We start from the raw sequence: 20,553 nt of genomic DNA on the forward strand, positions 1-20,553 counted from the left end.
GCCTTAGATTGAAGGGTTACAAGCCAGCCAGACTCTTGCCGCGAATGCGGGCAACTTCATACTTCAGTTCAGCCGCCTTGGCCTCGCAGAGCCTTAAGGATTTTAGCCATTGTTCTGTTGTAGGTTTACCAAATATGTCTTCCATTACTACAACCAAGTAAAGACAGCGGCCAGTGCCTAGTTCACCTGCAACCAGGCAGGCTGCGTTAGTTCCTGCCATAAGTTCAATACATGCTTTACGCATCGATTTATTCCTCATTCCGTTGTCTCTTGTAAAGCATCGCACTTGAGCCATCTGTTTGAAACATAAAAAAACAATTTACATTTGATGGGTAATTATATACTGTGTTTATATACAGTTGTTTTTGATTGGAGGGGAAAATGCAGGACTATTTTTTGGAGTCGTTGAAGCTCCAGCGCATTGATTTTTTTGTGAAGCTTGTAGCGGCTAGTGAGTGCGATGATGAAGAGAAGCGGCTTGCTATCCAGTGGGTTTCGGAGCTGACTGATGAGTTGATGGCGAAAATCCGTACTCATGAGTACAACCGCTCAATGGATCTCCCCAGTTAGGAATAGGAACGTTGCTGGCGTCTGAACTTGCTTCTGGCGTCAGCAAGGTTGAACAACGAGCTTTGCGAGGCGTTAGCTATGTAGTGCATGTCTATGCCGCATGAGATCGCATGATCGTTTGAGGATCGTTTTTGATAAGGCCCGCCAGAACTGGCGGGCTTTTGCTTATGTCATGCAGGTGCATGAAAACCACTACATAAAGTGGGCAGGCGTGGCGGGGATACGAGCGCGCGCTGATATGAAAATCTGAACAAAATTTTACAAAAGTGGTATCTTTTTGTTGTTACCATCATTTTTGATGGTAACTTAAACTTTTTAAGTTTTTATATTATTAAATACTACCCAAAAAGAAGGATTTTGTTTCATGGCTGAACTATTACCACAAACAACTTCTATACAAACCATTTATTCATGGTTTACTGAAGGTAAGATATTTGTTAATAGACGTTATCAAAGAAAATTAGTTTGGACTGCAATAGAGAAACAAAAATTAATTGAGTCTATACAAAAAAAATATCCAATTCCTGCAGTTCTTCTTGCGGAAAGGGAAAATGATCCTGGTACATATGAAATAATAGATGGTCTGCAAAGATTACATGCAATAATGTCTTTCATCGAAACAGGATATGAATCACTTGATGGAAAGCGTTTTAATCTGGATGCTTTTCCAACCGCGAAAAATCGAGCAGATGAAGGTAAGTTTACTGCGGTCAAAGCTGATGATCTTTTAAGTCAGCGCGAGGTTACTCAGTTATTGGATTATTCTCTTGCCATGTCCATTATGCGTAATGCAACTGAGAACGAAATAAATGATGTTTTTGATAGAATTAATACATACGGACATAGACTTAGTGATCAAGAAAGGCGTCAGGCTGGTATACAAAATAAATTTTCAAATATGGTTAGAGATATTGCCTGTTCCATTAGGGGGGATGTATCTGACGACATATTGCTTTTAGAGCAAATGCCATCTATTAGTATTGATTTGCCGCTAACTAAACATGGGTATCAAATTCAATCGGAAGAAGTATTTTGGGTAAAACATGGGATTTTACGTTCAACAGATCTTCGTGACAGTATGGATGAGCAATGCATTGCAGATATAGCAGCTTGTATTGTTGGTGGTAAGTTAATAGATCGTTCCAAAGATGCGCTTGATCAGATTTATAATAATGAAGATGATGAGTATAGCCGTATTAGCTCTGCTATTAATGTTTATGGTGAAGGGAAATTTTCAGAAGAGTTTAAGTTCTGTATCCAGGAGATAACAAAGGTATGTAATAGTGATGGAGATATTAAACTCAGGGATTTAATCTTTACTAAACGTACTACAAATGCATTTCCAGCGATATTTGCTGTGTTATTTATTGCATTTCACGAATTACTTATTAAAGAAAACAAGAAGATTAATAATTATAAAGGTATAAAAGATAATCTTAATAATATAGTTACTCGACTGGATACTAAAAGATCAGCTACAGGCGGGGAAGAAAGAAGAAAGAATATTAATTCTATCATTGGTTTGATTAAAGATAATTTTATTGATAGCGCCGATAGTAGTCATATATATAATTCTCACAATACGGTTGATATCGAGGATATTTTGCGAAGATCTGAAATAGAACTTGCAAACTATGAACTGAAACAGGGTTTGTTGATGTTGGGGGGGGAGCGAACTGTTGATAATGGCATTCATGAGAAAATATTCTCCACAATTTGCGCTATTGCTAACATCGGGAAAGGTAACAAAAACGGTGTGGTTGGTAAGTTATTGATTGGTGTAACAGATAAACCAAGTGATACAAGTAGAGTAAAAGAGCTTGATGATATAGATGCACATATTGTTGGTGAGAGAAGCGTGGTTGGCGTTAAAAGAGAGGCTGTTAAACTCGGTATATCAATGGAGGAGTATTATAGGCGCTTTTGTGATGAGTTAAAAAAATCTGATTTGAGCGAGCCTCTTAAATCACAAGTTGTAAGTTTGATTGACTATAACGACTTTTATGGTTATGGAGTTATAGTTATCACAATCCCACTTCTAGCATCTTATTCTAGTTATAATGGAGATATTTATTATCGTTCTGGCGATAATACAAAAAAAGCAACAGTCATCGAAGCAGCAGATATTGCAACGCGTTTTAAATAAAAAGGCGCCTGCCTAGGCAGGCGTTAGTTATAAACTGGAATCTATAAAATATAATTATCAAATGTGATTATGTTTTCTCCTATCCAACAATTAAACTCTTGCATCCTTTTTTGCAAAGGTAAAAGTTCATTCCGCACAAACACATTTGCCGCCTTCTCCACATCCCCAAACCCACCAACATTGCTAGGCATAATCCCCATCATCTGCGGCGGCACGCGATGCGCTGCCATCATGTCATCGCGGCTCACGTTCTTGATGTTCAGAAACTCATCCTTTGCCGCCACCTCTGACAGAGGGATTATCTGAATCCCGTCCTTTTTGCCGTTGGGCGAGTACATAAACAGGTTGCGGAAGTTGCCCGGTCCTTTGGCGCTTTTCATAGCCTGGCGGATGTTGTTCACGTCCTCCTGGTTCTGCGCTGCGTCGGTCATGTACATGATAAATCCCGCATGGCTGCCGTTGATGTAGTACTTCCGGCGGAACAGCGTGGCAGACTCGTTTAGCAGGGCTGATGGAATGGCAGAAAGGTAACCCGGTAGTCCATAGATCTCCTGGTTAATGTCCGGTTCCATCAGATGAAAGATGCTGCCTTTGGTGAACTCGTAGGGCTGCGTGGTCATGCCATACTGCACAAACCAGTAGGTATCGAGATCCACGCCCCGGCGGGTGTATTTCGCCAGCGACGGCTCCAGAGACAGAATGCCGCCAAGGCGGTTGGTGCGCTTTTCCAGATAAGCATTGCCAAACACCAGATAATCCTGCACAAAGCGGCTGAAAGCCTGCTGGCTCAGGAGTGGATGCGGGATAAAGGTGCTGGTCAAAATATTGCGTTTAACGGCAATCGGTGAGCTGTGGTGCACGGCGGCACGGTAGGTGCGAGCCAGCCCGTCAAAGCTGACCGGCGGTTCATACCATCTGTCCATCTGCACACATTCCACATAGTCCAATAGTTCGCGGCGGTCCAGAACCGGGATCGGGTCGCCAAAGCTGAATGCTTCTGCAGAGGTGCCGCTGTTGTTCTTAACTGGAGTGCGGTTTTTCTTATTCTTACCCATCAAAAAATCTCCACAATATTGCTGGTATTGGCGGATTCGCCCTGCAGCGGTTCGTTAAACAGTGCGTGCATCGTTGCCCAGGCCAAATCTGCGTGGCTGGCTTCTTCGCTGCGGCTGGCTTCGTAGGTGGGGCGGTTGCCGCTGGCGGTGGTGGCGCGGCGGATTGCCATGAAAGACTGCGCAATGTCGGTGTGTCCGGCGTCAAACTCCAGACGGCGGTGGCTGATAATGTCGTAGGCCTTGAGCACCAGGGCGTTTTTGACGTTGGGGTTGTAGACAAACTCCCGGACCGCGGGAAAGAACGCTTTCACGTTCTCGTAAACGCCGTGCCCGACACCGGTCGAGTCGATGCCGATATAGGTCACGTTGTACTGCTGCGTCAGTTTCTTGATGGCGTCCGCCTGGGCGCGGAAGTCCATCCCGCGCCACTGGTGACGTTCAAGAATGCGGAACTTCCCGCCCGGTACAGTTGGCGGTGCCATAACCACGCAGCCTGCGCTGTCACCGTTCTGCGTACCTTTCGCCGGGTCGTAACCGATCCAGACTTCTCGCCAGCCAAACGGGCGCAGCGCCAGAGCCTGAAAATCGGTCCAGACTTCCCAACTGTCCACCATGCACGCCTGCAGTTCGCTGAGCGGGAATACTGACGCCAGATCGTCAATAAATTCGCACATCAGCAGGTTCTGGTATTCGTCCGGGCTGTACTCCATGCGCAGCTGGTCGAGGTCGAACAGGTTACAGCCGCCGCGCACCGCATCCTCCACGGTGACGATCTGGCGGTACTGTCCGTCAGGGCAGAGCAGGCCGCGCGCAAGGTTACTGTGGGTCAGGTCAATATCCACCTTGTCCGCTTTGGCTCGGCCCCGATTAAACAGCGCGCCGGACCAGAACGGATAGGCACTGTGGGTCAGGCTGGACGGCGTGGAAAAGTAGGTTTGTCGCCATTTCTTGTGAATGGCCATACCGGAGGCAACTTTGCGTAGCTCCTGGAATTTCGGTATCCAGAAATATTCATCAAGATACAGGTTGCCGTGGTAGCTCTGCGCCGTGCGGGCGTTGGTGCCGAGAAAGTACAGGCACGCGCCGTTGCTGAGCGTCATCGGGTCGCCTTTCAGCTCAACATCCACCTCTTTTGCAAAGTCGATGATGTACTGCTTAAAGACGTGCGCCTGTGCCTTACTGGCTGAAAGGAAAATCTGGTTGCGCCCGGTGGTGATGGCATCAATCAGCGCTTCGCGGGCAAAAAAGTATGTTGCCCCAATCTGGCGTGACTTAAGCAGGTTGCGAATGCGGTTTGTTTTCCCGGCTTCAAACCAGTGACGCTGATAGTCGAACATAGAGGCGTGGAAGACTTCTTCCAGCTTTTCGATCTGTTCATCAGTGAAAACATTCTTTTCCGGCTGCCTGCGCGGACCTTTGTTACGGTTGGCTACTTTCGGGTTTAAATCTGCCTCGTTCCCGCCGTCGTTAAATTTTCCGATCCGGGCGTGACGCTCTGACTGGCGCGCCAGCAGGTCAATTTCCTTGAAGTCTTTCCCTTCTTTCTGCTCCTTCATGATGAGCTGGCAGTAACGTGCGGCGGTGGTGAGCTGCATCTGATCCAGCGGCCCATAGTCGCCCCACTTGTCGCGTTTTTTCCAGCTGTGAACGGTTGCAACTTTTTCGCCCAGCATTTCAGCAATGCGGGCTACGCGGTATCCCTGAAAGTACAGCAGCATGGCCTGCCTACGGGGATCGAGGTCTGCGGGGGTCAGTGTCGTGTTCATGGCCCAAACATACGGCCTTGGATGGCGGCTTTCCCCGGCTGCGTTTTGTGTGGTTTACCGTACAAATACAGCGCGTTGTCTCACTCCCCCTATCACCGCAAACATAAGGCTCCAGTAAGTTATTTCTAACGGAGCACGGCTCATGACAGTGAAAGCAAAGCGTTTCCGCATCGGGGTGGAAGGTGCCACCACTGACGGGCGCGAGATCCAGCGTGAATGGCTGGTACAGATGGCTGCCAGCTACAACCCGAAGGTCTATACCGCGCTGATTAACCTTGAGCACATCAAGTCTTATCTGCCGGAGAGCACTTTTAACCGCTATGGCAGGGTGACGGGGCTGGTTGCAGAAGAAATCCAGGACGGCCCGCTGGCGGGCAAGATGGCACTTTATGCCGATATCGAACCCACTGACGCCCTGGTGGAACTGGTGAAAAAAGGCCAGAAGCTTTTCACCTCCATGGAGGTCAGCACGAAGTTTGCCGACACCGGCAAAGCCTACCTTGTGGGGCTGGGTGCGACGGACGATCCTGCGAGCCTTGGCACCGAAATGCTGGCTTTCAGCGCCAGCGCCGCACATAACCCGCTGGCAAACCGTAAGCAGAACCCTGAAAACCTGTTTTCGGAAGCTGTCGAAACGCTGATCGAACTGGAAGAGGTCCAGGACGAAAAGCCGTCCCTCTTTGCCCGCGTCACCGCGCTGTTCACCAAAAAAGAGCAGACCGATGAGGCGCGTTTCTCCGATGTGCATAAAGCCGTGGAACTGGTCGCCTCCGAGCAGCAGAACCTGAGCGAGCGCACTGATAAATCCCTGTCCGAACAGGACAAGCGCCTTTCTGAGCTGGAGTCCTCCCTGCAGGAACAGCTGGCCGCCTTTGCCGAGCTTGAGCAGAAGCTTAGCAGCGAAGACAGCCGTAAAGACTACCGCCAGCGCGCGCCGGGCGGTGACGCACCGGCAGGCACCCTGACCAATTGCTGATGGAGCATAAAACCCGATGAAAAAGAAAACCCGCTTTGCCTTTAACGCTTACCTGCAGCAGTTGGCGCGCCTGAACAGTGTGGAGGTTGAAGAACTCTCTAGCAAGTTTACCGTGGAGCCGTCCGTGCAGCAGACGCTGGAAGACCAGATCCAGCAGTCCGCCGCTTTCCTGACGCTGATTAACATCACGCCGGTCACTGAACAGTCAGGACAGTTGCTGGGGCTGGGCGTGGGCAGCACCATTGCCGGAACCACCGATACCACCACCAAAGAGCGCGAGCCTACCGATCCGACGCTGATGGAAGACGTGGAATACAAATGCGAACAGACCAACTTTGATACGGTGCTGACCTACGCAAAACTGGACCTGTGGGCCAAGTTCCAGGACTTCCAGGTGCGTATCCGCAACGCCATCGTCAAGCGTCAGGCGCTGGACCGCATCATGATCGGCTTTAACGGCGTGAAGCGCGCCAAAACCTCAAATCGTGCTGAAAACCCGCTGCTGCAGGACGTCAATAAAGGCTGGTTACAGAAAATCCGCGAAGACGCGCCGGATCATGTTATGGGCAGTAAAACCGCAGAAGACGGCACCACTACTGCGGAGCCGGTAAAAGTAGGTCCGGGTGGTAAGTATGTAAACCTTGACGCGGTGGTGATGGATGCAGTCAACGAGCTGATCGATGTGGAGTATCAGGATGATGACGAGCTGGTTGTTGTCTGTGGTCGTGAACTGCTGTCTGACAAGTATTTCCCGCTGGTCAACAAAGAGCAGGACAACAGCGAAAAAATTGCCGCCGATATGATCATCAGCCAGAAACGTATGGGCGGCCTGCAGGCTGTGCGTGCGCCTTTCTTCCCGGCAAATGCATTGTTAATCACCAGACTGGATAACCTGTCCATCTACTGGCAGGAAGACACCCGCCGCCGTTCTGTTATCGACAACCCGAAACGTGACCGGATTGAAAACTTTGAATCCGTTAACGAGGCGTATGTGGTCGAGGACTACCGCTGCGCGGCACTGGTGGAAAACATCGAAATGAGTGATTTCACTCCGCCTGCCGCACCTGTTGTAGCCGCAGAGTCAGGAAATGGAGAGTAACGCATGAGCCTGAGTCCCGCACGGCAGCACCGCCTGCGCATTCAGGCCGAACAGGCCGCCCGTGAGGGCGGCAGTGTTCGCCGCCATGCGTCTGGCTATGACCTGATGCTGCTGCAACTGGCAGAAGATCGCCGTCGCCTTAAAGGCATCCAGTCCACGGTGAAAAAGGCGGAAATCAAGGTAGAGCTGCTGCCGAAATATTCCGCCTGGGCGGAGGGCGTGCTGGCTGCCGGAGGTGCGCAGCAGGATGACGTGCTGATGTACGTGATGCTGTGGCGTATCGATGCCGGTGATTATGCCGGTGCGCTGGAAATCGGGCGCCATGCGCTGCGCCATGGCTGGGTGATGCCGCTGGGCAACCGTAACGTGCAGACCGTGCTGGCAGAAGAAATGGCAGACGCGGCGCAAAGCGCTCTGCTGGCCGCTGTCGGTTTTGATGCCGATCTGCTTCTGCAGACGCTGGACCTGACAACCGATCTGGATATGCCGGACCAGTCGCGGGCGCGTCTGCATAAAGCCATCGGCGCTGTACTGAGCGAAAGCAACCCGGCGTCTGCCCTGAATCACCTTACCCATGCGCTGCAGCTTGATCCCCGCTGCGGTGTGAAAAAAGAAAAGCAGCAGCTGGAGCGCAGGCTGCGCAATGACAGCCGCTAACGAACGTGCCCCGCGCACGGGCGGCACGGGATGGCGAAAGGCACTGCCACATCAAAATTCCGTCCACCGCCCACTTATTCAGGAGAAAGCCGCATGAAGTTTGTTGCGCCCGAACAGGCACCGGAACAGGCGGAGGTCATCAAAAATACGCCGTTCTGGCCTGATGTGGATCTGTCGGAATTTCGCAGTGTGATGCGCACTGACGGTACGGTGACGCAGCCGCGTTTAAAGCAGGTCGTGCTGACGGCGATCTCGGAGGTCAACGCAGAGCTGTATGAGTTTCGCAGACGCCAGCAGATGCTGGGATATGCCTCGCTGGCAGAGGTTCCTGCAGAACAGCTGGACGGAAAAAGTGAGCGCATTCAGCACTATTTCAACGCGGTTTACTGCTGGGCACGCGCCATGCTCAACGAACGATACCAGGACTATGACGCCACGGCATCCGGTGTGAAGCGGGGCGAGGAACTGGCAGAAGCAAGCGGTGATTTGTGGCGTGACGCCCGCTGGGCCATCAGCCGGGTACAGGATGCGCCGCACTGTACGGTGGAGCTTATCTGATGAAAGTGCGTGCGCATCAGTATGACACGGTGGACGCGCTTTGCTGGCGTCATTACAGGCGCACGCAGGGTGTCACTGAGCAGGTTCTGCAGGCAAATCCGGGGCTGGCTGAGTACGGCCCATTTTTACCGCACGGGCTGCAGGTGGAGCTGCCGGACATTACGGCGTCAACCACGGCGCAGACCGTCCAGCTATGGGACTGAATTATGACGCTTGAACGAATCAGCGCCTTTATCACTTACTGCATTGCCGTGCTGCTGGCATGGCTGGGCGATCTGTCGCTCAAGGATGCGTCAACGGTTGGCGGCGTACTGATTGGTGTGCTGATGCTGGCTATCAACTGGTACTACAAACACCAGTCTTTCAAATTGTTACGTGGCGGCAAGATTTCGCGGGGGGAATATGAATCCTTCAATCGTTAAGCGCTGCCTTGTCGGGGCGGTGCTGGCTATCGCAGCCACGCTGCCCGGATTTCAGTCGCTTCATACCTCCGTTGAGGGGCTGAAACTGATCGCCGATTACGAGGGATGCCGCCTGCAGCCTTATCAGTGTAGCGCGGGCGTCTGGACTGACGGGATCGGCAATACGTCCGGTGTGGTGCCTGGAAAAACCATCACGGAACGGCAGGCGGCGCAGGGACTTATCACCAACGTGCTGCGCGTGGAGCGGGCACTGGATAAATGTGTGGTGCAGCCGATGCCGCAAAAGGTCTATGACGCGGTGGTGTCGTTTGCTTTCAACGTGGGCACCGGCAACGCCTGCAGCTCCACGCTGGTTAAGTTGCTGAACCAGCGGCGCTGGGCGGATGCCTGCCATCAGCTGCCGCGCTGGGTATATGTCAAAGGTGTGTTTAATCAGGGGCTGGACAACCGCCGCGCGCGGGAAATGGCCTGGTGCTTAAAAGGAGCATAACGGAATGAAAAAGAAAGTCATGAGCGTTTTTTTCCAGCTGGCATGGGCTGCGCTGTTGGTTATCAGCCTGCTGTATCCGCGCAGCGGTGCGCCGGTTCTGGTTGGTGCGTCTGTCTGGGTGTCATGCTTCCTCGCCTGGCTGCTTGCTGCGCTGTGCGCTGTCGGGTGGTTCGCCGGAGATCGGGCGCGCGAGGAGGTCAGGGCGGCATTAATCAAATTCAGGGCGCACCCCGTAAAACCCGTGCGTACATGGGCTATCAGGCTGCTTATTGTTCTGTGCCTGGCGTTTTCTGGATGGGTGATCACCCTGGTGTTTTACCTGCTGACGCTGGTTTTGTATCAGATTGTCCGCTCGCAGCTTCATGAGCCGATGGCGGCCTGATGCGTGCGCTGGCGGTAGTGCTGGCGCTGGCACTTGCGGCGCTGGGCTGGCAGTCGTGGCGGTTAAACAATGCCAGCCACACCATCGAAACGCAGGGCGCGGCGCTGAAAAGCAAAACGCAGGAGCTGACGAAGAAAAACAGCCAGCTGATCGGCCTGTCCATTCTGACCGAAACCAACAGCCGGGAGCAGACGCGGCTTTATGCGGCAGCGGAACAGACCACCGCACTGCTGCGAAGCCGTCAGCGCCGGATCGAGGAACTGAAACGTGAAAACGAGGATTTGCGCCGCTGGGCTGACACTCCTTTGCCTGCTGACATTATCCGGCTGCGGGAGCGTCCGGCCCTCGCCGGAGGTGCAGCTTACCGTGAGTGGCTGTCCCAGAGTGACGCAGTGCCGCCTGGAAAGGTCAGCGCCGCGCAGTAACGGCGATCTGAATGCGGTGCTGGATGAAACCGAGGCCGCCTGGGCGGTCTGTGCTGACAAAGTGGACACAATTATTGCGTGTCAGGAGCGAGACAGTGAACAAACCGCAGTCCTTACGCAGCGCCCTGAATAAAGCGGTTGCCTATGTCCGGGACAACCCGGACAAGCTGCACCTTTTCGTTGATAACGGCTCACTGGTGGCAACAGGAGCCAGTTCCATGTCATGGGAATACCGCTACACCCTGAACGTGGTGATCGAGAATTTCAGCGGCGACCAGAATCTGCTGATGGCTCCAGTCCTGCTGTGGCTCAGTACCAGTCAGCCGGACGCCATCAACAACCCGGATCTGCGCGAAAAACTGTTCACCTTTGAAGTGGATATTCTGCGAAACGATGTGTGCGATATCAGCATGAACCTGCAACTGACTGAGCGTGTGCTGGTCAGCACTGACGGCAGCGTATCGAGCGTTGAAGCGGTGCCGGAGCCGGACGAACCCGAAGAAATGTGGACGGTGAAACGTGGATGAGCTGCAGAAGGTGGATGACTGGCTGACGGCGCTGCTGGCGAATCTGGAGCCTGCCGCACGCAACCGTATGATGCGGCAACTGGCGCAACAGCTGCGCCGGACGCAGCAGCAGAACATCAGGCTGCAGCGTAATCCTGACGGCAGCGGCTATGAGCCGCGCAGGGTGACAGCTCGCAGCAAGAAGGGACGTATCAAACGCCAGATGTTTGCAAAGCTTCGCACCACAAAATACCTGAAAACCGCCGCCAGTGCGGACTCCGCCAGCGTGCAGTTTGATGGCAAGGTGCAGCGTATTGCCCGTGTTCACCATTACGGCCTGCGCGATCGCGTCAGCCGTAAAGGCCCGGAGGTCCGTTACGCAGAGCGCCACCTGCTGGGCATCAACGATGAGGTGGCAGCGTTGACATGCGACACGCTGTTACGGTGGTTGATAGCCTAGCTTATTTAAAATAGTGTCTGTAGTTCACAAAATCCCAATTAATTTTACCGTCTTCAAAATTAGCCTCTTTTAAAATTACAAGGCTGTTTAGACGCCTGAAATAGGAGTAGTAATCCTTAAGAAGGAATGTGCATTCAGTACCATTTCTTTTCATGGGGGCAGTTTGATATTCCCCATTGTGGAATAGTGCATTCCTTAAACCACTATAAATGTCCAATGAACGCGGTGGTCTTTTGTTGTCTTGCTGTTTTATATCAAATTTAAATTTCGAAAGATATTTGTACAATACTGACGGTGCGTTATTACTAAGGTCATTCTCTCGCTGGCGAGCTATGGACTCTAAGCCTGAAAATAAAAGGTAGTATGATACATCAATGTATCTTTGAGGGTTGGAAAAGACCTGTACGTTCTTATGAAGTAAGGTGGAGTAGTGACGATCTTTTTCAATGATTATTTTATTTAATGCAGCCTCTATAAAATATCTTCTGGAGTTTTTTGAATAATAATCTTCTTTGATTATTATTCCCGTGCTCTTAATGCTATACGCTATGTTAATGAGTTTAGGGTAGTCGTCATCAAGATTGCCCATGCTTTCATGCTTTCTTAATGAGTAGCCAAATGATACGGGGCGCTGTTCAATGAAGGATAATATTGCTGTTAGATGAAATAGTATATCTCGGCATTCGTTGGCGTCATTTATATCTAGTTCGAGAAATGCTGTAAGGTGTAATTCATCGCGGGATTTCATTTTTTTTATTATTTCTGAGATGGATTTACACGTCGGAAACATAGTGCCAAAAGAGAAATGAGTCACTTTGGTGATATTGAATCCATATATTCCAACAGTAAGCATAAGGCTTCCTTTTTGTGCTGTAGACCATACAAAGGACCACAAGTTTGTAACTCATTCTAATGTGAGAATCTTATGAAATGAACGCACAACTCACAGAAATCATGCGCCTTATCACCAACCTGATCCGCACCGGCACCGTGACCGAAGTGGACCGGGAAAACTGGCTGTGCCGGGTGAAAGTGGGCGAGCTTGAAACTAACTGGATTAACTGGCTGACGCTGCGTGCCGGTGGTGCCCGTACATGGTGGTGCCCGTCGCCGGATGAGCAGGTGGTGGTGCTGAGCATGGGCGGCAATCTGGAAACCGCTTTTGTGCTGCCCGCCATCTACTCCAATCAGTTTGCGCCACCGTCGGATTCTGTGGACGGCTGCGTGACGGAGTACCCGGACGGGGGCTGGTTTGAGTACGAACCCGCCACCGGGCGGTGGCATGTCCGGGGTATCAAATCCATGGTGATCGAGGCGGCGGACAATATCACCCTAAAAACCGGTGAGTTTGTGGTGGAGGCTGACACAACACGCATTAACAGCGAGGTGGTGATCAACGGCGGCGTCACCCAGGGCGGCGGCGCAATGAGTTCTAACGGGGTCGTGATGGATAAACACGGTCACACTGGCGTTAAGTCAGGCGGGGATACATCGGGAGGTCCGGTATGACGTTGTATATCGGTATGAGCCGGAATGACGGGCAGGCCCTTGCGGATACAGACCATCTGCGCCAGTCGGTGCGGGATATTCTGCTGACACCGCAGGGTAGCCGCATTGCCCGACGGGAATACGGTTCGCTGCTGTCCGCGCTGATTGACCAGCCGCAGAACCCGGCACTGCGCCTGCAGATTATGTCTGCAGTCTATGTGGCGCTGAACCGCTGGGAGCCGCGCCTTACGCTGGACTCCATCACCATCAACGGCAATTTTGACGGCTCTATGGTGGTTGAGCTTATGGGACATAGTAATAACGGAGCACCGGTTTCCCTTTCCATATCAACAGGAGCAGACAATGGCAGTCATTGACCTTTCCCGGTTACCGCCGCCGCAGATAGTGGACGTGCCGGATTTTGAGACGCTGCTGGCTGAGCGCAAGGCCGCTTTTGTGGCTCTTTATCCTGTGGATGAACAGGACGCGGTGCGGCGCACGCTGGCGCTGGAATCTGAACCCGTCACCAAGCTGCTGCAGGAAAGCACATACCGCGAAATCCTGCTGCGCCAGCGTATTAACGAGGCTGCGCAGGCGGTGATGGTGGCCTATTCGATGGGAAATGATCTTGAGCAGCTGGCAGCCAACTGCAACGTGAAACGTCTGACGGTAGTGCCTGCTGATAATGATGCAGTACCGCCGGTCGCCGCAGTGATGGAAGATGATGAGGCGCTGCGCCAGCGCATCCCTGCAGCATTTGAGGGACTGTCCGTTGCTGGCCCTACGGGAGCCTATGAATTTCACGCCAGAAGTGCGGACGGACGTGTGGCAGATGCCAGCGCAACCAGTCCGGCCCCTGCAGAGGTGGTACTTACCGTGCTGAGCCGGGAGGGTGACGGTACAGCAGTAAAAGACCTGCTGGATGTGGTTGAAAAAGCCCTGAACAGTGAGAGTGTACGCCCGGTGGCTGACCGTCTGAGGGTTCGTAGTGCGGAGATCATACCGTACCGGGTGGAGGCTACCATTTTTCTTTATCCGGGGCCGGAAGCGGAGCCTGTTATGGTGGCGGCAAAAGCCAGCCTGCAGAGGTACATCGCCAGTCAGATGCGGCTGGGACGTGATATCCGCCGCAGCGCCATTTATGCCGCGTTGCACGTGGAGGGCGTCCAGCGTGTGGAGCTGACGTCCCCTCTGGAGGATGTGGTGCTGGATAAGACACAGGCGGCATCCTGTACCGAATGGAGCGTTACCAACGGGGGCACGGATGAATAGTCTGTTGCCGCCGGGTTCGTCGCCGCTTGAGCGCCGACTGGCGCAGACCTGCAGCGGGATTTCCGATCTGCAGATATCGCTGCGTGATTTGTGGAGCCCGGCAACCTGCCCGATCAGATTCCTGCCTTATCTGGCCTGGGCGTTTTCCGTTGACCGCTGGGATGAAAGCTGGACAGAAAATGTCAAACGCCGTGTGGTGCAGGATGCTTTCTATATCCATCAGCATAAAGGAACAACCAGCGCCGTGCGGCGTGTGGTTGAGCCGTTCGGCTTCCTGATCCGCATCATTGAGTGGTGGCAGACCGGCGAAACGCCGGGGACGTTCCGTCTGGATATTGGTGTACAGGATCATGGTATCACCGAAGACACCTATCTGGAGCTTGAGCGCCTGATAAGCGATGCCAAACCATGCAGCCGCCACATGACAGGTATGTCCATTAATATGCAGACCAGCGGCCCTTACTGGGTTGGCGCAGCCAGCTACCTTGGCGAAGAAATCACGGTGTATCCGTATATCAACGAAACCATCATTTCCGGCGGCACCACATATGAAGGCGGAGCAGTCCATGTTATTGACACAATGAGAGTGAGCCCATGAGCGCAAAATTTTATACCCTGCTGACGGACATCGGCGCGGCGAAACTGGCAAGCGCCACCGCGCTCGGTATCCCGCTGAAAATTACCCATATGGCGGTGGGAGACGGTGGCGGTGTGCTGCCCACACCCAGCGCACAACAGACCGCGTTAGTTGCTGAGAGGCACCGCGCAGCGCTGAATATGTTGTATATCGACCCGCAGAACAACAGCCAGATTATTGCTGAGCAGGTAATCCCGGAAACTGAGGGCGGGTGGTGGATTCGTGAGGTCGGCCTGTTTGATGAAACCGGTGCGCTGATCGCTGTGGGTAACTGCCCTGAGAGCTACAAGCCGCAGCTGACAGAAGGGAGCGGACGTACGCAGACCGTGCGCATGGTACTGATTACCAGCAGCACCGATAACATCACCCTGAAAATTGACCCTGCAGTAGTGCTGGCAACCCGTAAATATGTGGATGATAAGGCGCTGGAGCTGAAGGTATATGTAGACGACCTGATGGCAAAGCATCTTGCTGCGCCGGACCCGCATTCACAGTATGCGCAGAAGGACAGCCCTACACTCACAGGGATTCCAAAGGTACCGACGCCAGCGGCGGGTAACAGCACTAAACAGATTGCAAACACGGAATTTGTGGCATCGTCTATCGCGGCAATGGTGGATTCTGCGCCTGCAGCACTGGATACGCTGAACGAGCTGGCAGCGGCTCTGGGGAATGACCCGAACTTTGCCACGACGATGATAAACGCTCTGGCTGGAAAGCAACCGCTGGACAATACACTGACGAATTTAAGCGGAAAAGATATCGCCGGCCTTCTCACATACCTCGGTTTAGGCGAAACGATAAATCTGGCCACTGGCGCCATGCAAAAAGACCAGAACTTGAATGATGTGCCAGATAAAGCGCTGGCCCGTCAGTCCCTCCAGCTTGGCAACAGCGCTACACTCAACGTCGGCACCACACCAGACACTGTAGCCGCTGGTGACGACATCCGTATTTCCACCGCCAAAAGAGCTATAGACGACACCCAGACCGGTCTTGGTGCTCAGCCCGTTATGTGGGTAAGTACCGCCGATGATTTGAGCATTCTGCCGTCTGGTGCTCGCCGGTTTGCCAGCAATAAAGCTCCGGCAACAATATTGCCGGTAAACGATTATGTTTTCCTAGAAGTGATTGCCAAACGCGATTGCGTAGACGGCTGCGCCGTTCTGATAACAGACTCAGTTGGTAACACCTGGATTGGCGCGCGCTGGGACGCAACCAATGATTCCGGGTTTACCTGGCGTCCCCTGATGTCGTGTCCGCCCGGCGTTCCCCTTCCGTGGCCGTCTGACACCATCCCTGCTGGTTACGCCCTGATGCAGGGGCAAGCATTTGATAAGAACGTTTATCCCTTACTGGCAATAGCATATCCATCCGGCACTATTCCGGACATGCGCGGCTGGACAATCAAAGGCAAGCCCGCGAGCGGGCGCGCTGTGCTATCTCAGGAGCTGGATGGCAACAAATCGCACAGTCACAGCGCCAGAGCGCAGGATACCGATCTGGGAACGAAAGGTACGTCGTCATTTGATTACGGAACGAAGAGCTCTAATACAACAGGCGGTCATAACCATTCGGCGGGCGGCACATACGGTGGTGATTCAATCGGTGGAAAAATTCGCGTCCAGCATGATGGCAATGACCAGTTAACAAGCTGGAATGGCGATCACGCACATACCACATGGATTGGTCCGCATGACCACACTGTATATATCGGCCCACACGGCCACGTCGTTATTGTGGACGCAGACGGTAATGAGGAAACAACGGTTAAAAACATTGCATTTAATTACATAGTGAGGCTTGCATAATGACTTTTAAAATGAGCAGCAAAGCGCGGACAATTACGATTTATAACCTGCGTTCAGATACGAATGAATTTATTGGGGCAGGTGATGCGTATATACCGCCACACACGGGATTACCGGCAAACTGTACGGATATTGCACCCCCTGATATTCCCGCCAGTCATATTGCTGTATTTGACGCTGAAACCGAAATGTGGAGTCTGCATGAGGACCACCGTGGCGAGACGGTTTACGACACAACAACCGGCAATCAGGTTTATATCTCCTCTCCCGGTCCGCTACCTGAAAACGTCACATCAGTTTCACCTGATGGTGAATATCAGAAATGGAATGGTAAGGCGTGGGTAAAAGACGAAGTGGCTGAAACAGCGGCCAGACTTCGTGAAGCTGAAGGAACCAAAAGCCGTCTTTTGCAAACAGCAGCGGAGAAAATCGCGCCATTACAGGATGCTGTTGATCTTGAAATCGCAACAGATGATGAGAAAGTGCAGCTCGACGAGTGGAAAAAATACAGGGTGTTGGTAAACCGGGTAGATACCACAAATCCTGACTGGCCTGATGTACCTGTAAGCCAGTAATATGACGTTGTGAAAAATCAGGCTGACGTTAATAAAACATGCCAGCCTGAAGTAATATTCAGTTCAGTAAGAACTGATGAAACTTAATGACCAGATATACCATCAGTCCTGATATGGTTGTTATAGTTTTCTGTAAAAAATTAACAACCACAAATCTGACACCACTCCAGTGGTTTCTCTATATCTTGTGGCCATTTGTCACACCATGGTGGGCGAATATATGGGGCAGGCATTGGCGGCCAGCCACTGGAAGAGTGTTTTGTATTATCTGGTGGAGGTTTTGAATCACTGGCAGCCATCGCCGATGTCGAAAAGGCTGTAGCCGACAACACCAGAAGCAATGGGAAAAATATACGATGTCTCATAATGTCACCCGTGAATATTCAGATTATCCATACTGTTGACTTCCTTCATTTCCAGCATAGTTCACGCTGTATCATCATTGAATAAACAATTAAGTTTATTGAGCGAAAATTTACCTAAAGAAAAAATAATAAGCTTTGATATTTTTTTTGCAATATTTTAACTCGTACCAAAATAAATGTGTAGATGGCCTAAGAAACTGATGAGCAGGAATATTGATAGCCAGTAAATCACTCCCGTGGTAATGAAGGCCACCTGATTGCTGTGAAAGTGGCCTCGTCTGAAACGCCAGTTAAGTCCAGCGATTTAAGAACGTTGATATAATTCATCCACAGAATTAAAGCTGCTTTATTTTCATCACTGATAATTCCCAACGTTAATTCTGTGCGCCAGTCCTTAATAGCATTACCTGCATCGTTAAGTAATTTCTGTCGGGTGGTTTCGGCCTTAGCCTGACAATCCACCGAAACGGGTAAAATCTTACCATCCCTGTATCACCAGGAGCCATCACCATGGCAATCATCAGGGCAGTCTGCAGCGTCCACTTCCGCGCCGGACTTGCCGCTGCGAGGGCGCAAGGGCGAGTCGGTGGCAGGCGTCCAAAGCTCACTCCGGAGCAATGGGAGCAGGCCGGACGGTTGCTTGCCGCCGGTGAAACTCGTCATCGTGTTGGATTACTTTTTGATGTTAGCATTTCCACTCTTTACAAGAAATTCCCTGTAAATCAGTCGCGTTGAAAGTGGCGATATTGTACCAGCACTGACACATCGTGAAATGCGTGCGCCGCACGCCTGGCAACAAGAACATAAGGTATCCCTGTCAACCGGAGAGACTGCCTTATGGCTCAGGATTACCACCACGGGGTGCGCGTTGTTGAAATCAACGAGGGCACCCGACCTATTACCACGGTGAGCACTGCCATCGTGGGCATGGTCTGCACCGGCGATGATGCTGATGCGTCCGTGTTCCCCCTCAATAAGCCGGTCCTGCTGACTGATGTGCTCACCGCCAGCGGTAAAGCGGGGGAGTCCGGCACGCTGGCCCGCTCGCTGGACGCGATTGCAGATCAGGCAAAACCCGTGACTGTCGTTGTGCGTGTGGCGCAGGGCGAAACCGAAGCGGAAACCACCTCCAATATTATCGGCGGCGTAACTTCCGACGGTAAGAAAACGGGCATGAAAGCGCTACTGTCGGCGCAGTCGCAGCTCGGTGTCAAGCCGTGCATTCTTGGGGTGCCGGGACATGACACTCAGGCCGTTGCTACTGAACTGCTGGGCGTGGCGCAAAGCTTGCGCGGGTTTGCCTACCTTGCTGCTAATGGCTGCAAAACGGTGGAGGAAGCTATTGCCTATCGCGAGAATTTCAGTCAGCGCGAGGGAATGCTGATCTGGCCTGACTTCATCAACTTTGACACCGTGCTGAAAGCAGACGCGACGGCTTACGCCTCCGCCCGTGCGCTCGGCCTGCGTGCCAAAATCGACGAGCAGATCGGCTGGCATAAAACCCTGTCCAATGTGGGTGTGAACGGTGTCACCGGCATTTCCGCTGATGTGTTCTGGGATCTGCAGGACCCGGCAACCGATGCGGGACTGCTGAACAAAAATGACGTCACCACATTGATCCGCAAAGACGGCTTCCGCTTCTGGGGTTCCCGTTGTCTCAGTGACGATCCGCTGTTTGCTTTTGAGAACTACACCCGCACGGCGCAGGTGCTGGCTGACACTATGGCGGAGGCGCACATGTGGGCGGTGGATGGCGTGCTTAATCCGTCGCTGGCCCGCGACATTATTGAAGGACTACGCGCCAAGATGCGCAGTCTGGTCAACCAGGGATACCTGATTGGTGGTGACTGCTGGCTGGATGAGTCTGTTAACGATAAAGACGCCCTTAAAGCCGGGAAACTGACCATCGATTATGACTACACGCCGGTGCCTCCGCTTGAAAACCTGATGCTGCGCCAGCGCATCACCGATCGTTACCTGGTCGATTTTGCCAGCCGTGTCGCTGCATAAGGGGGAATCATGGCTTTACCACGCAAGTTAAAACACCTGAACCTGTTCAACGACGGGAACAACTGGCAGGGGATCGTTGAGTCTCTGACCCTGCCGAAATTTACCCGCAAGTTTGAGAAGTATCGCGGCGGCGGTATGCCGGGCGCAGTGGATGTGGACATGGGGCTGGATGACGATGCACTGGACACGGAATTTTCAATCGGCGGTACCGAGCTGCTGTTATTCAAGCAGATGGGCAAGGCAACCGTTGACGGCATCCAGCTGCGTTTCACCGGTTCCATTCAGCGTGACGATACCGGCGAAGTGCAGGCCGTTGAGCTGGTTGTGCGCGGGCGCCATAAAGAAGTGGATTCCGGCGAGTGGAAAACCGGCGAGAGCAGCAGCACCAAAGTCAGCAGTACCAACAGCTACGCGAAGCTGACCATTAATGGTGAGGTGCTCTATGAGGTCGATCTGGTCAACATGGTAGAAATCGTTGGCGGCGTGGACCTGATGGAAGAACACCGTAATGCCCTCGGCCTCTGATTAACCTTAACGGCGCGGGCAGCCGCGCCAGTATTTCATTAACAGGATACGAACATGAGCGACAAGCTGACTGAAAAGACCGTAAAACTGGATACTCCCATCATGCGCGGTAAAGCTGAAATTACCGAAATTGTGCTGCGCAAGCCTCAGTCCGGCGCACTGCGTGGCACCCGTCTGCAGGCCATTATGGATATGGACGTGGGCGCAATGATGACTGTGATTCCACGAATCTCCACCCCGACGCTGACCGCGCAGGAAATGGCAGAGCTGGACCCCGCCGATCTCACCGCGCTGTCGGTAGAGGTGGTGACTTTTTTGTTGCCGAGGTCGGTGCTTGCCGGTTTACCGACAGCCTGAC

At 52.4% G+C, this 20,553-nt stretch carries 27 protein-coding genes and 3 pseudogenes; 25 read left to right on the forward strand and 5 right to left on the reverse strand.

Annotation, left to right across the window (positions count from 1 at the left end):
- Positions 1-16: 16 nt before the first annotated feature.
- Positions 17-244, reverse strand: a complete 228-nt coding sequence (locus ACLJTG_RS09200; RefSeq protein WP_001749759.1) for a hypothetical protein — start codon at positions 242-244, stop codon at positions 17-19.
- A gap of 137 nt (positions 245-381) precedes the next feature.
- On the opposite strand from ACLJTG_RS09200, the gene ACLJTG_RS09205 reads away from it, so the two are divergent.
- Complete coding sequence (locus ACLJTG_RS09205) at positions 382-570, forward strand: hypothetical protein (RefSeq protein ID WP_001749760.1); 189 nt, start codon at positions 382-384, stop codon at positions 568-570.
- 364 nt (positions 571-934) lie between these two features.
- The gene (locus ACLJTG_RS09210) at positions 935-2,716 is read left to right on the forward strand and encodes a DUF262 domain-containing protein (RefSeq protein ID WP_000818975.1); all 1,782 of its coding nucleotides are present in this window, start codon (positions 935-937) and stop codon (positions 2,714-2,716) included.
- A 41-nt stretch (positions 2,717-2,757) separates the two neighbouring features.
- Here the strand turns inward: ACLJTG_RS09210 and ACLJTG_RS09215 are convergent, their stop codons facing one another.
- Together ACLJTG_RS09215 and ACLJTG_RS09220 are read right to left on the reverse strand one after the other, a co-directional pair.
- Entirely contained in the window at positions 2,758-3,771 is a 1,014-nt protein-coding gene (locus tag ACLJTG_RS09215; RefSeq protein ID WP_000517631.1) for a phage portal protein, read from the reverse strand.
- Entirely contained in the window at positions 3,771-5,537 is a 1,767-nt protein-coding gene (locus ACLJTG_RS09220; protein WP_023232914.1) for a terminase ATPase subunit family protein, read from the reverse strand. The genes ACLJTG_RS09215 and ACLJTG_RS09220 overlap by 1 nt, the downstream gene beginning before the upstream one ends.
- 142 nt (positions 5,538-5,679) lie before the next feature.
- On the opposite strand from ACLJTG_RS09220, the gene ACLJTG_RS09225 reads away from it, so the two are divergent.
- From ACLJTG_RS09225 to ACLJTG_RS09280, 12 genes are all read left to right on the forward strand, one after another.
- On the forward strand, positions 5,680-6,513 hold the full coding sequence (locus ACLJTG_RS09225; RefSeq protein WP_023184686.1) for a GPO family capsid scaffolding protein: 834 nt from the start codon (positions 5,680-5,682) through the stop codon (positions 6,511-6,513).
- 16 nt (positions 6,514-6,529) lie between these two features.
- On the forward strand, positions 6,530-7,612 hold the full coding sequence (locus tag ACLJTG_RS09230) for a phage major capsid protein, P2 family (protein WP_000730755.1): 1,083 nt from the start codon (positions 6,530-6,532) through the stop codon (positions 7,610-7,612).
- A gap of 3 nt (positions 7,613-7,615) precedes the next feature.
- Positions 7,616-8,269 (forward strand): terminase endonuclease subunit, encoded by a 654-nt coding sequence (locus ACLJTG_RS09235; RefSeq protein ID WP_023184685.1) that lies wholly within the window; start codon positions 7,616-7,618, stop codon positions 8,267-8,269.
- A 93-nt stretch (positions 8,270-8,362) separates the two neighbouring features.
- A complete protein-coding gene (locus ACLJTG_RS09240) occupies positions 8,363-8,827 on the forward strand; it encodes a head completion/stabilization protein (RefSeq protein ID WP_079970107.1) in 465 nt (154 codons plus the stop codon).
- Positions 8,827-9,030, forward strand: coding sequence for a tail protein X (locus tag ACLJTG_RS09245; RefSeq protein ID WP_023232915.1), 204 nt, complete (start codon positions 8,827-8,829; stop codon positions 9,028-9,030). Before ACLJTG_RS09240 ends, ACLJTG_RS09245 begins: the two co-directional genes overlap by 1 nt.
- 3 nt (positions 9,031-9,033) lie before the next feature.
- Positions 9,034-9,249, forward strand: a complete 216-nt coding sequence (locus tag ACLJTG_RS09250) for an HP1 family phage holin (RefSeq protein ID WP_000171565.1) — start codon at positions 9,034-9,036, stop codon at positions 9,247-9,249.
- Positions 9,230-9,739 carry a lysozyme gene (locus ACLJTG_RS09255; protein ID WP_001069919.1) on the forward strand — a complete coding sequence of 170 codons (510 nt, stop codon included), beginning with the start codon at positions 9,230-9,232 and terminating at the stop codon, positions 9,737-9,739. Before ACLJTG_RS09250 ends, ACLJTG_RS09255 begins: the two co-directional genes overlap by 20 nt.
- A 4-nt stretch (positions 9,740-9,743) precedes the next feature.
- Entirely contained in the window at positions 9,744-10,121 is a 378-nt protein-coding gene (locus ACLJTG_RS09260) for a DNZ54_00345 family protein (RefSeq protein ID WP_369557184.1), read from the forward strand.
- Positions 10,118-10,546, forward strand: a complete 429-nt coding sequence (gene lysB, locus ACLJTG_RS09265; protein WP_024139155.1) for an Rz-like lysis system protein LysB — start codon at positions 10,118-10,120, stop codon at positions 10,544-10,546. Before ACLJTG_RS09260 ends, lysB begins: the two co-directional genes overlap by 4 nt.
- Complete coding sequence (gene lysC / locus ACLJTG_RS09270) at positions 10,431-10,679, forward strand: Rz1-like lysis system protein LysC (protein WP_223151184.1); 249 nt, start codon at positions 10,431-10,433, stop codon at positions 10,677-10,679. The genes lysB and lysC overlap by 116 nt, the downstream gene beginning before the upstream one ends.
- The gene (locus ACLJTG_RS09275) at positions 10,642-11,073 is read left to right on the forward strand and encodes a phage tail protein (protein ID WP_369557185.1); all 432 of its coding nucleotides are present in this window, start codon (positions 10,642-10,644) and stop codon (positions 11,071-11,073) included. The genes lysC and ACLJTG_RS09275 overlap by 38 nt, the downstream gene beginning before the upstream one ends.
- Positions 11,066-11,512, forward strand: coding sequence for a phage virion morphogenesis protein (locus ACLJTG_RS09280; protein ID WP_369557186.1), 447 nt, complete (start codon positions 11,066-11,068; stop codon positions 11,510-11,512). The genes ACLJTG_RS09275 and ACLJTG_RS09280 overlap by 8 nt, the downstream gene beginning before the upstream one ends.
- Position 11,513: 1 nt before the next feature.
- Here the strand turns inward: ACLJTG_RS09280 and ACLJTG_RS09285 are convergent, their stop codons facing one another.
- Positions 11,514-12,365 carry a hypothetical protein gene (locus ACLJTG_RS09285; protein WP_079952564.1) on the reverse strand — a complete coding sequence of 284 codons (852 nt, stop codon included), beginning with the start codon at positions 12,363-12,365 and terminating at the stop codon, positions 11,514-11,516.
- Positions 12,366-12,442: 77 nt separating this feature from the next.
- Between ACLJTG_RS09285 and ACLJTG_RS09290 the strand changes: the two genes are divergently transcribed.
- From ACLJTG_RS09290 to ACLJTG_RS09320, 7 genes and pseudogenes are all read left to right on the forward strand, one after another.
- On the forward strand, positions 12,443-13,021 hold the full coding sequence (locus ACLJTG_RS09290) for a phage baseplate assembly protein V (protein WP_000993749.1): 579 nt from the start codon (positions 12,443-12,445) through the stop codon (positions 13,019-13,021).
- Positions 13,018-13,377, forward strand: coding sequence for a GPW/gp25 family protein (locus ACLJTG_RS09295; protein ID WP_023225974.1), 360 nt, complete (start codon positions 13,018-13,020; stop codon positions 13,375-13,377). Before ACLJTG_RS09290 ends, ACLJTG_RS09295 begins: the two co-directional genes overlap by 4 nt.
- On the forward strand, positions 13,364-14,272 hold the full coding sequence (locus ACLJTG_RS09300) for a baseplate assembly protein (protein ID WP_369557187.1): 909 nt from the start codon (positions 13,364-13,366) through the stop codon (positions 14,270-14,272). The genes ACLJTG_RS09295 and ACLJTG_RS09300 overlap by 14 nt, the downstream gene beginning before the upstream one ends.
- Positions 14,265-14,870, forward strand: a complete 606-nt coding sequence (locus ACLJTG_RS09305) for a phage tail protein I (RefSeq protein ID WP_369557188.1) — start codon at positions 14,265-14,267, stop codon at positions 14,868-14,870. Before ACLJTG_RS09300 ends, ACLJTG_RS09305 begins: the two co-directional genes overlap by 8 nt.
- Positions 14,867-16,720, forward strand: a complete 1,854-nt coding sequence (locus ACLJTG_RS09310; RefSeq protein WP_410958948.1) for a phage tail protein — start codon at positions 14,867-14,869, stop codon at positions 16,718-16,720. The genes ACLJTG_RS09305 and ACLJTG_RS09310 overlap by 4 nt, the downstream gene beginning before the upstream one ends.
- Positions 16,720-17,295, forward strand: coding sequence for a tail fiber assembly protein (locus ACLJTG_RS09315; RefSeq protein ID WP_000143187.1), 576 nt, complete (start codon positions 16,720-16,722; stop codon positions 17,293-17,295). Before ACLJTG_RS09310 ends, ACLJTG_RS09315 begins: the two co-directional genes overlap by 1 nt.
- 400 nt (positions 17,296-17,695) lie before the next feature.
- Positions 17,696-17,872 (forward strand): annotated as a pseudogene (locus ACLJTG_RS09320) (hypothetical protein); the annotation flags it as partial.
- Between the two features lie 16 nt (positions 17,873-17,888).
- Here ACLJTG_RS09320 and ACLJTG_RS09325 read toward each other — a convergent pair.
- Positions 17,889-18,215: pseudogene (locus ACLJTG_RS09325) on the reverse strand (tail fiber assembly protein); the annotation flags it as partial.
- Here ACLJTG_RS09325 and fin point away from each other — a divergent pair.
- The 4 genes and pseudogenes from fin to ACLJTG_RS09345 form a co-directional block, all read left to right on the forward strand.
- Positions 18,207-18,395: pseudogene (gene fin / locus ACLJTG_RS09330) on the forward strand (serine-type DNA invertase Fin); the annotation flags it as partial. The pseudogenes ACLJTG_RS09325 and fin sit on opposite strands and share 9 nt — an antisense overlap.
- Positions 18,396-18,497: 102 nt before the next feature.
- Positions 18,498-19,670, forward strand: a complete 1,173-nt coding sequence (locus tag ACLJTG_RS09335) for a phage tail sheath protein (protein WP_000046108.1) — start codon at positions 18,498-18,500, stop codon at positions 19,668-19,670.
- 9 nt (positions 19,671-19,679) lie between these two features.
- A complete protein-coding gene (locus ACLJTG_RS09340) occupies positions 19,680-20,195 on the forward strand; it encodes a phage major tail tube protein (protein WP_369557190.1) in 516 nt (171 codons plus the stop codon).
- 54 nt (positions 20,196-20,249) lie between these two features.
- Positions 20,250-20,552, forward strand: a complete 303-nt coding sequence (locus ACLJTG_RS09345) for a phage tail assembly protein (RefSeq protein WP_001280963.1) — start codon at positions 20,250-20,252, stop codon at positions 20,550-20,552.
- Position 20,553 lies beyond the last annotated feature (1 nt).

The sequence above is a fragment of the Salmonella sp. SAL00672 genome (genome assembly GCF_046552175.1).
Taxonomy (GTDB): domain Bacteria; phylum Pseudomonadota; class Gammaproteobacteria; order Enterobacterales; family Enterobacteriaceae; genus Salmonella; species Salmonella enterica.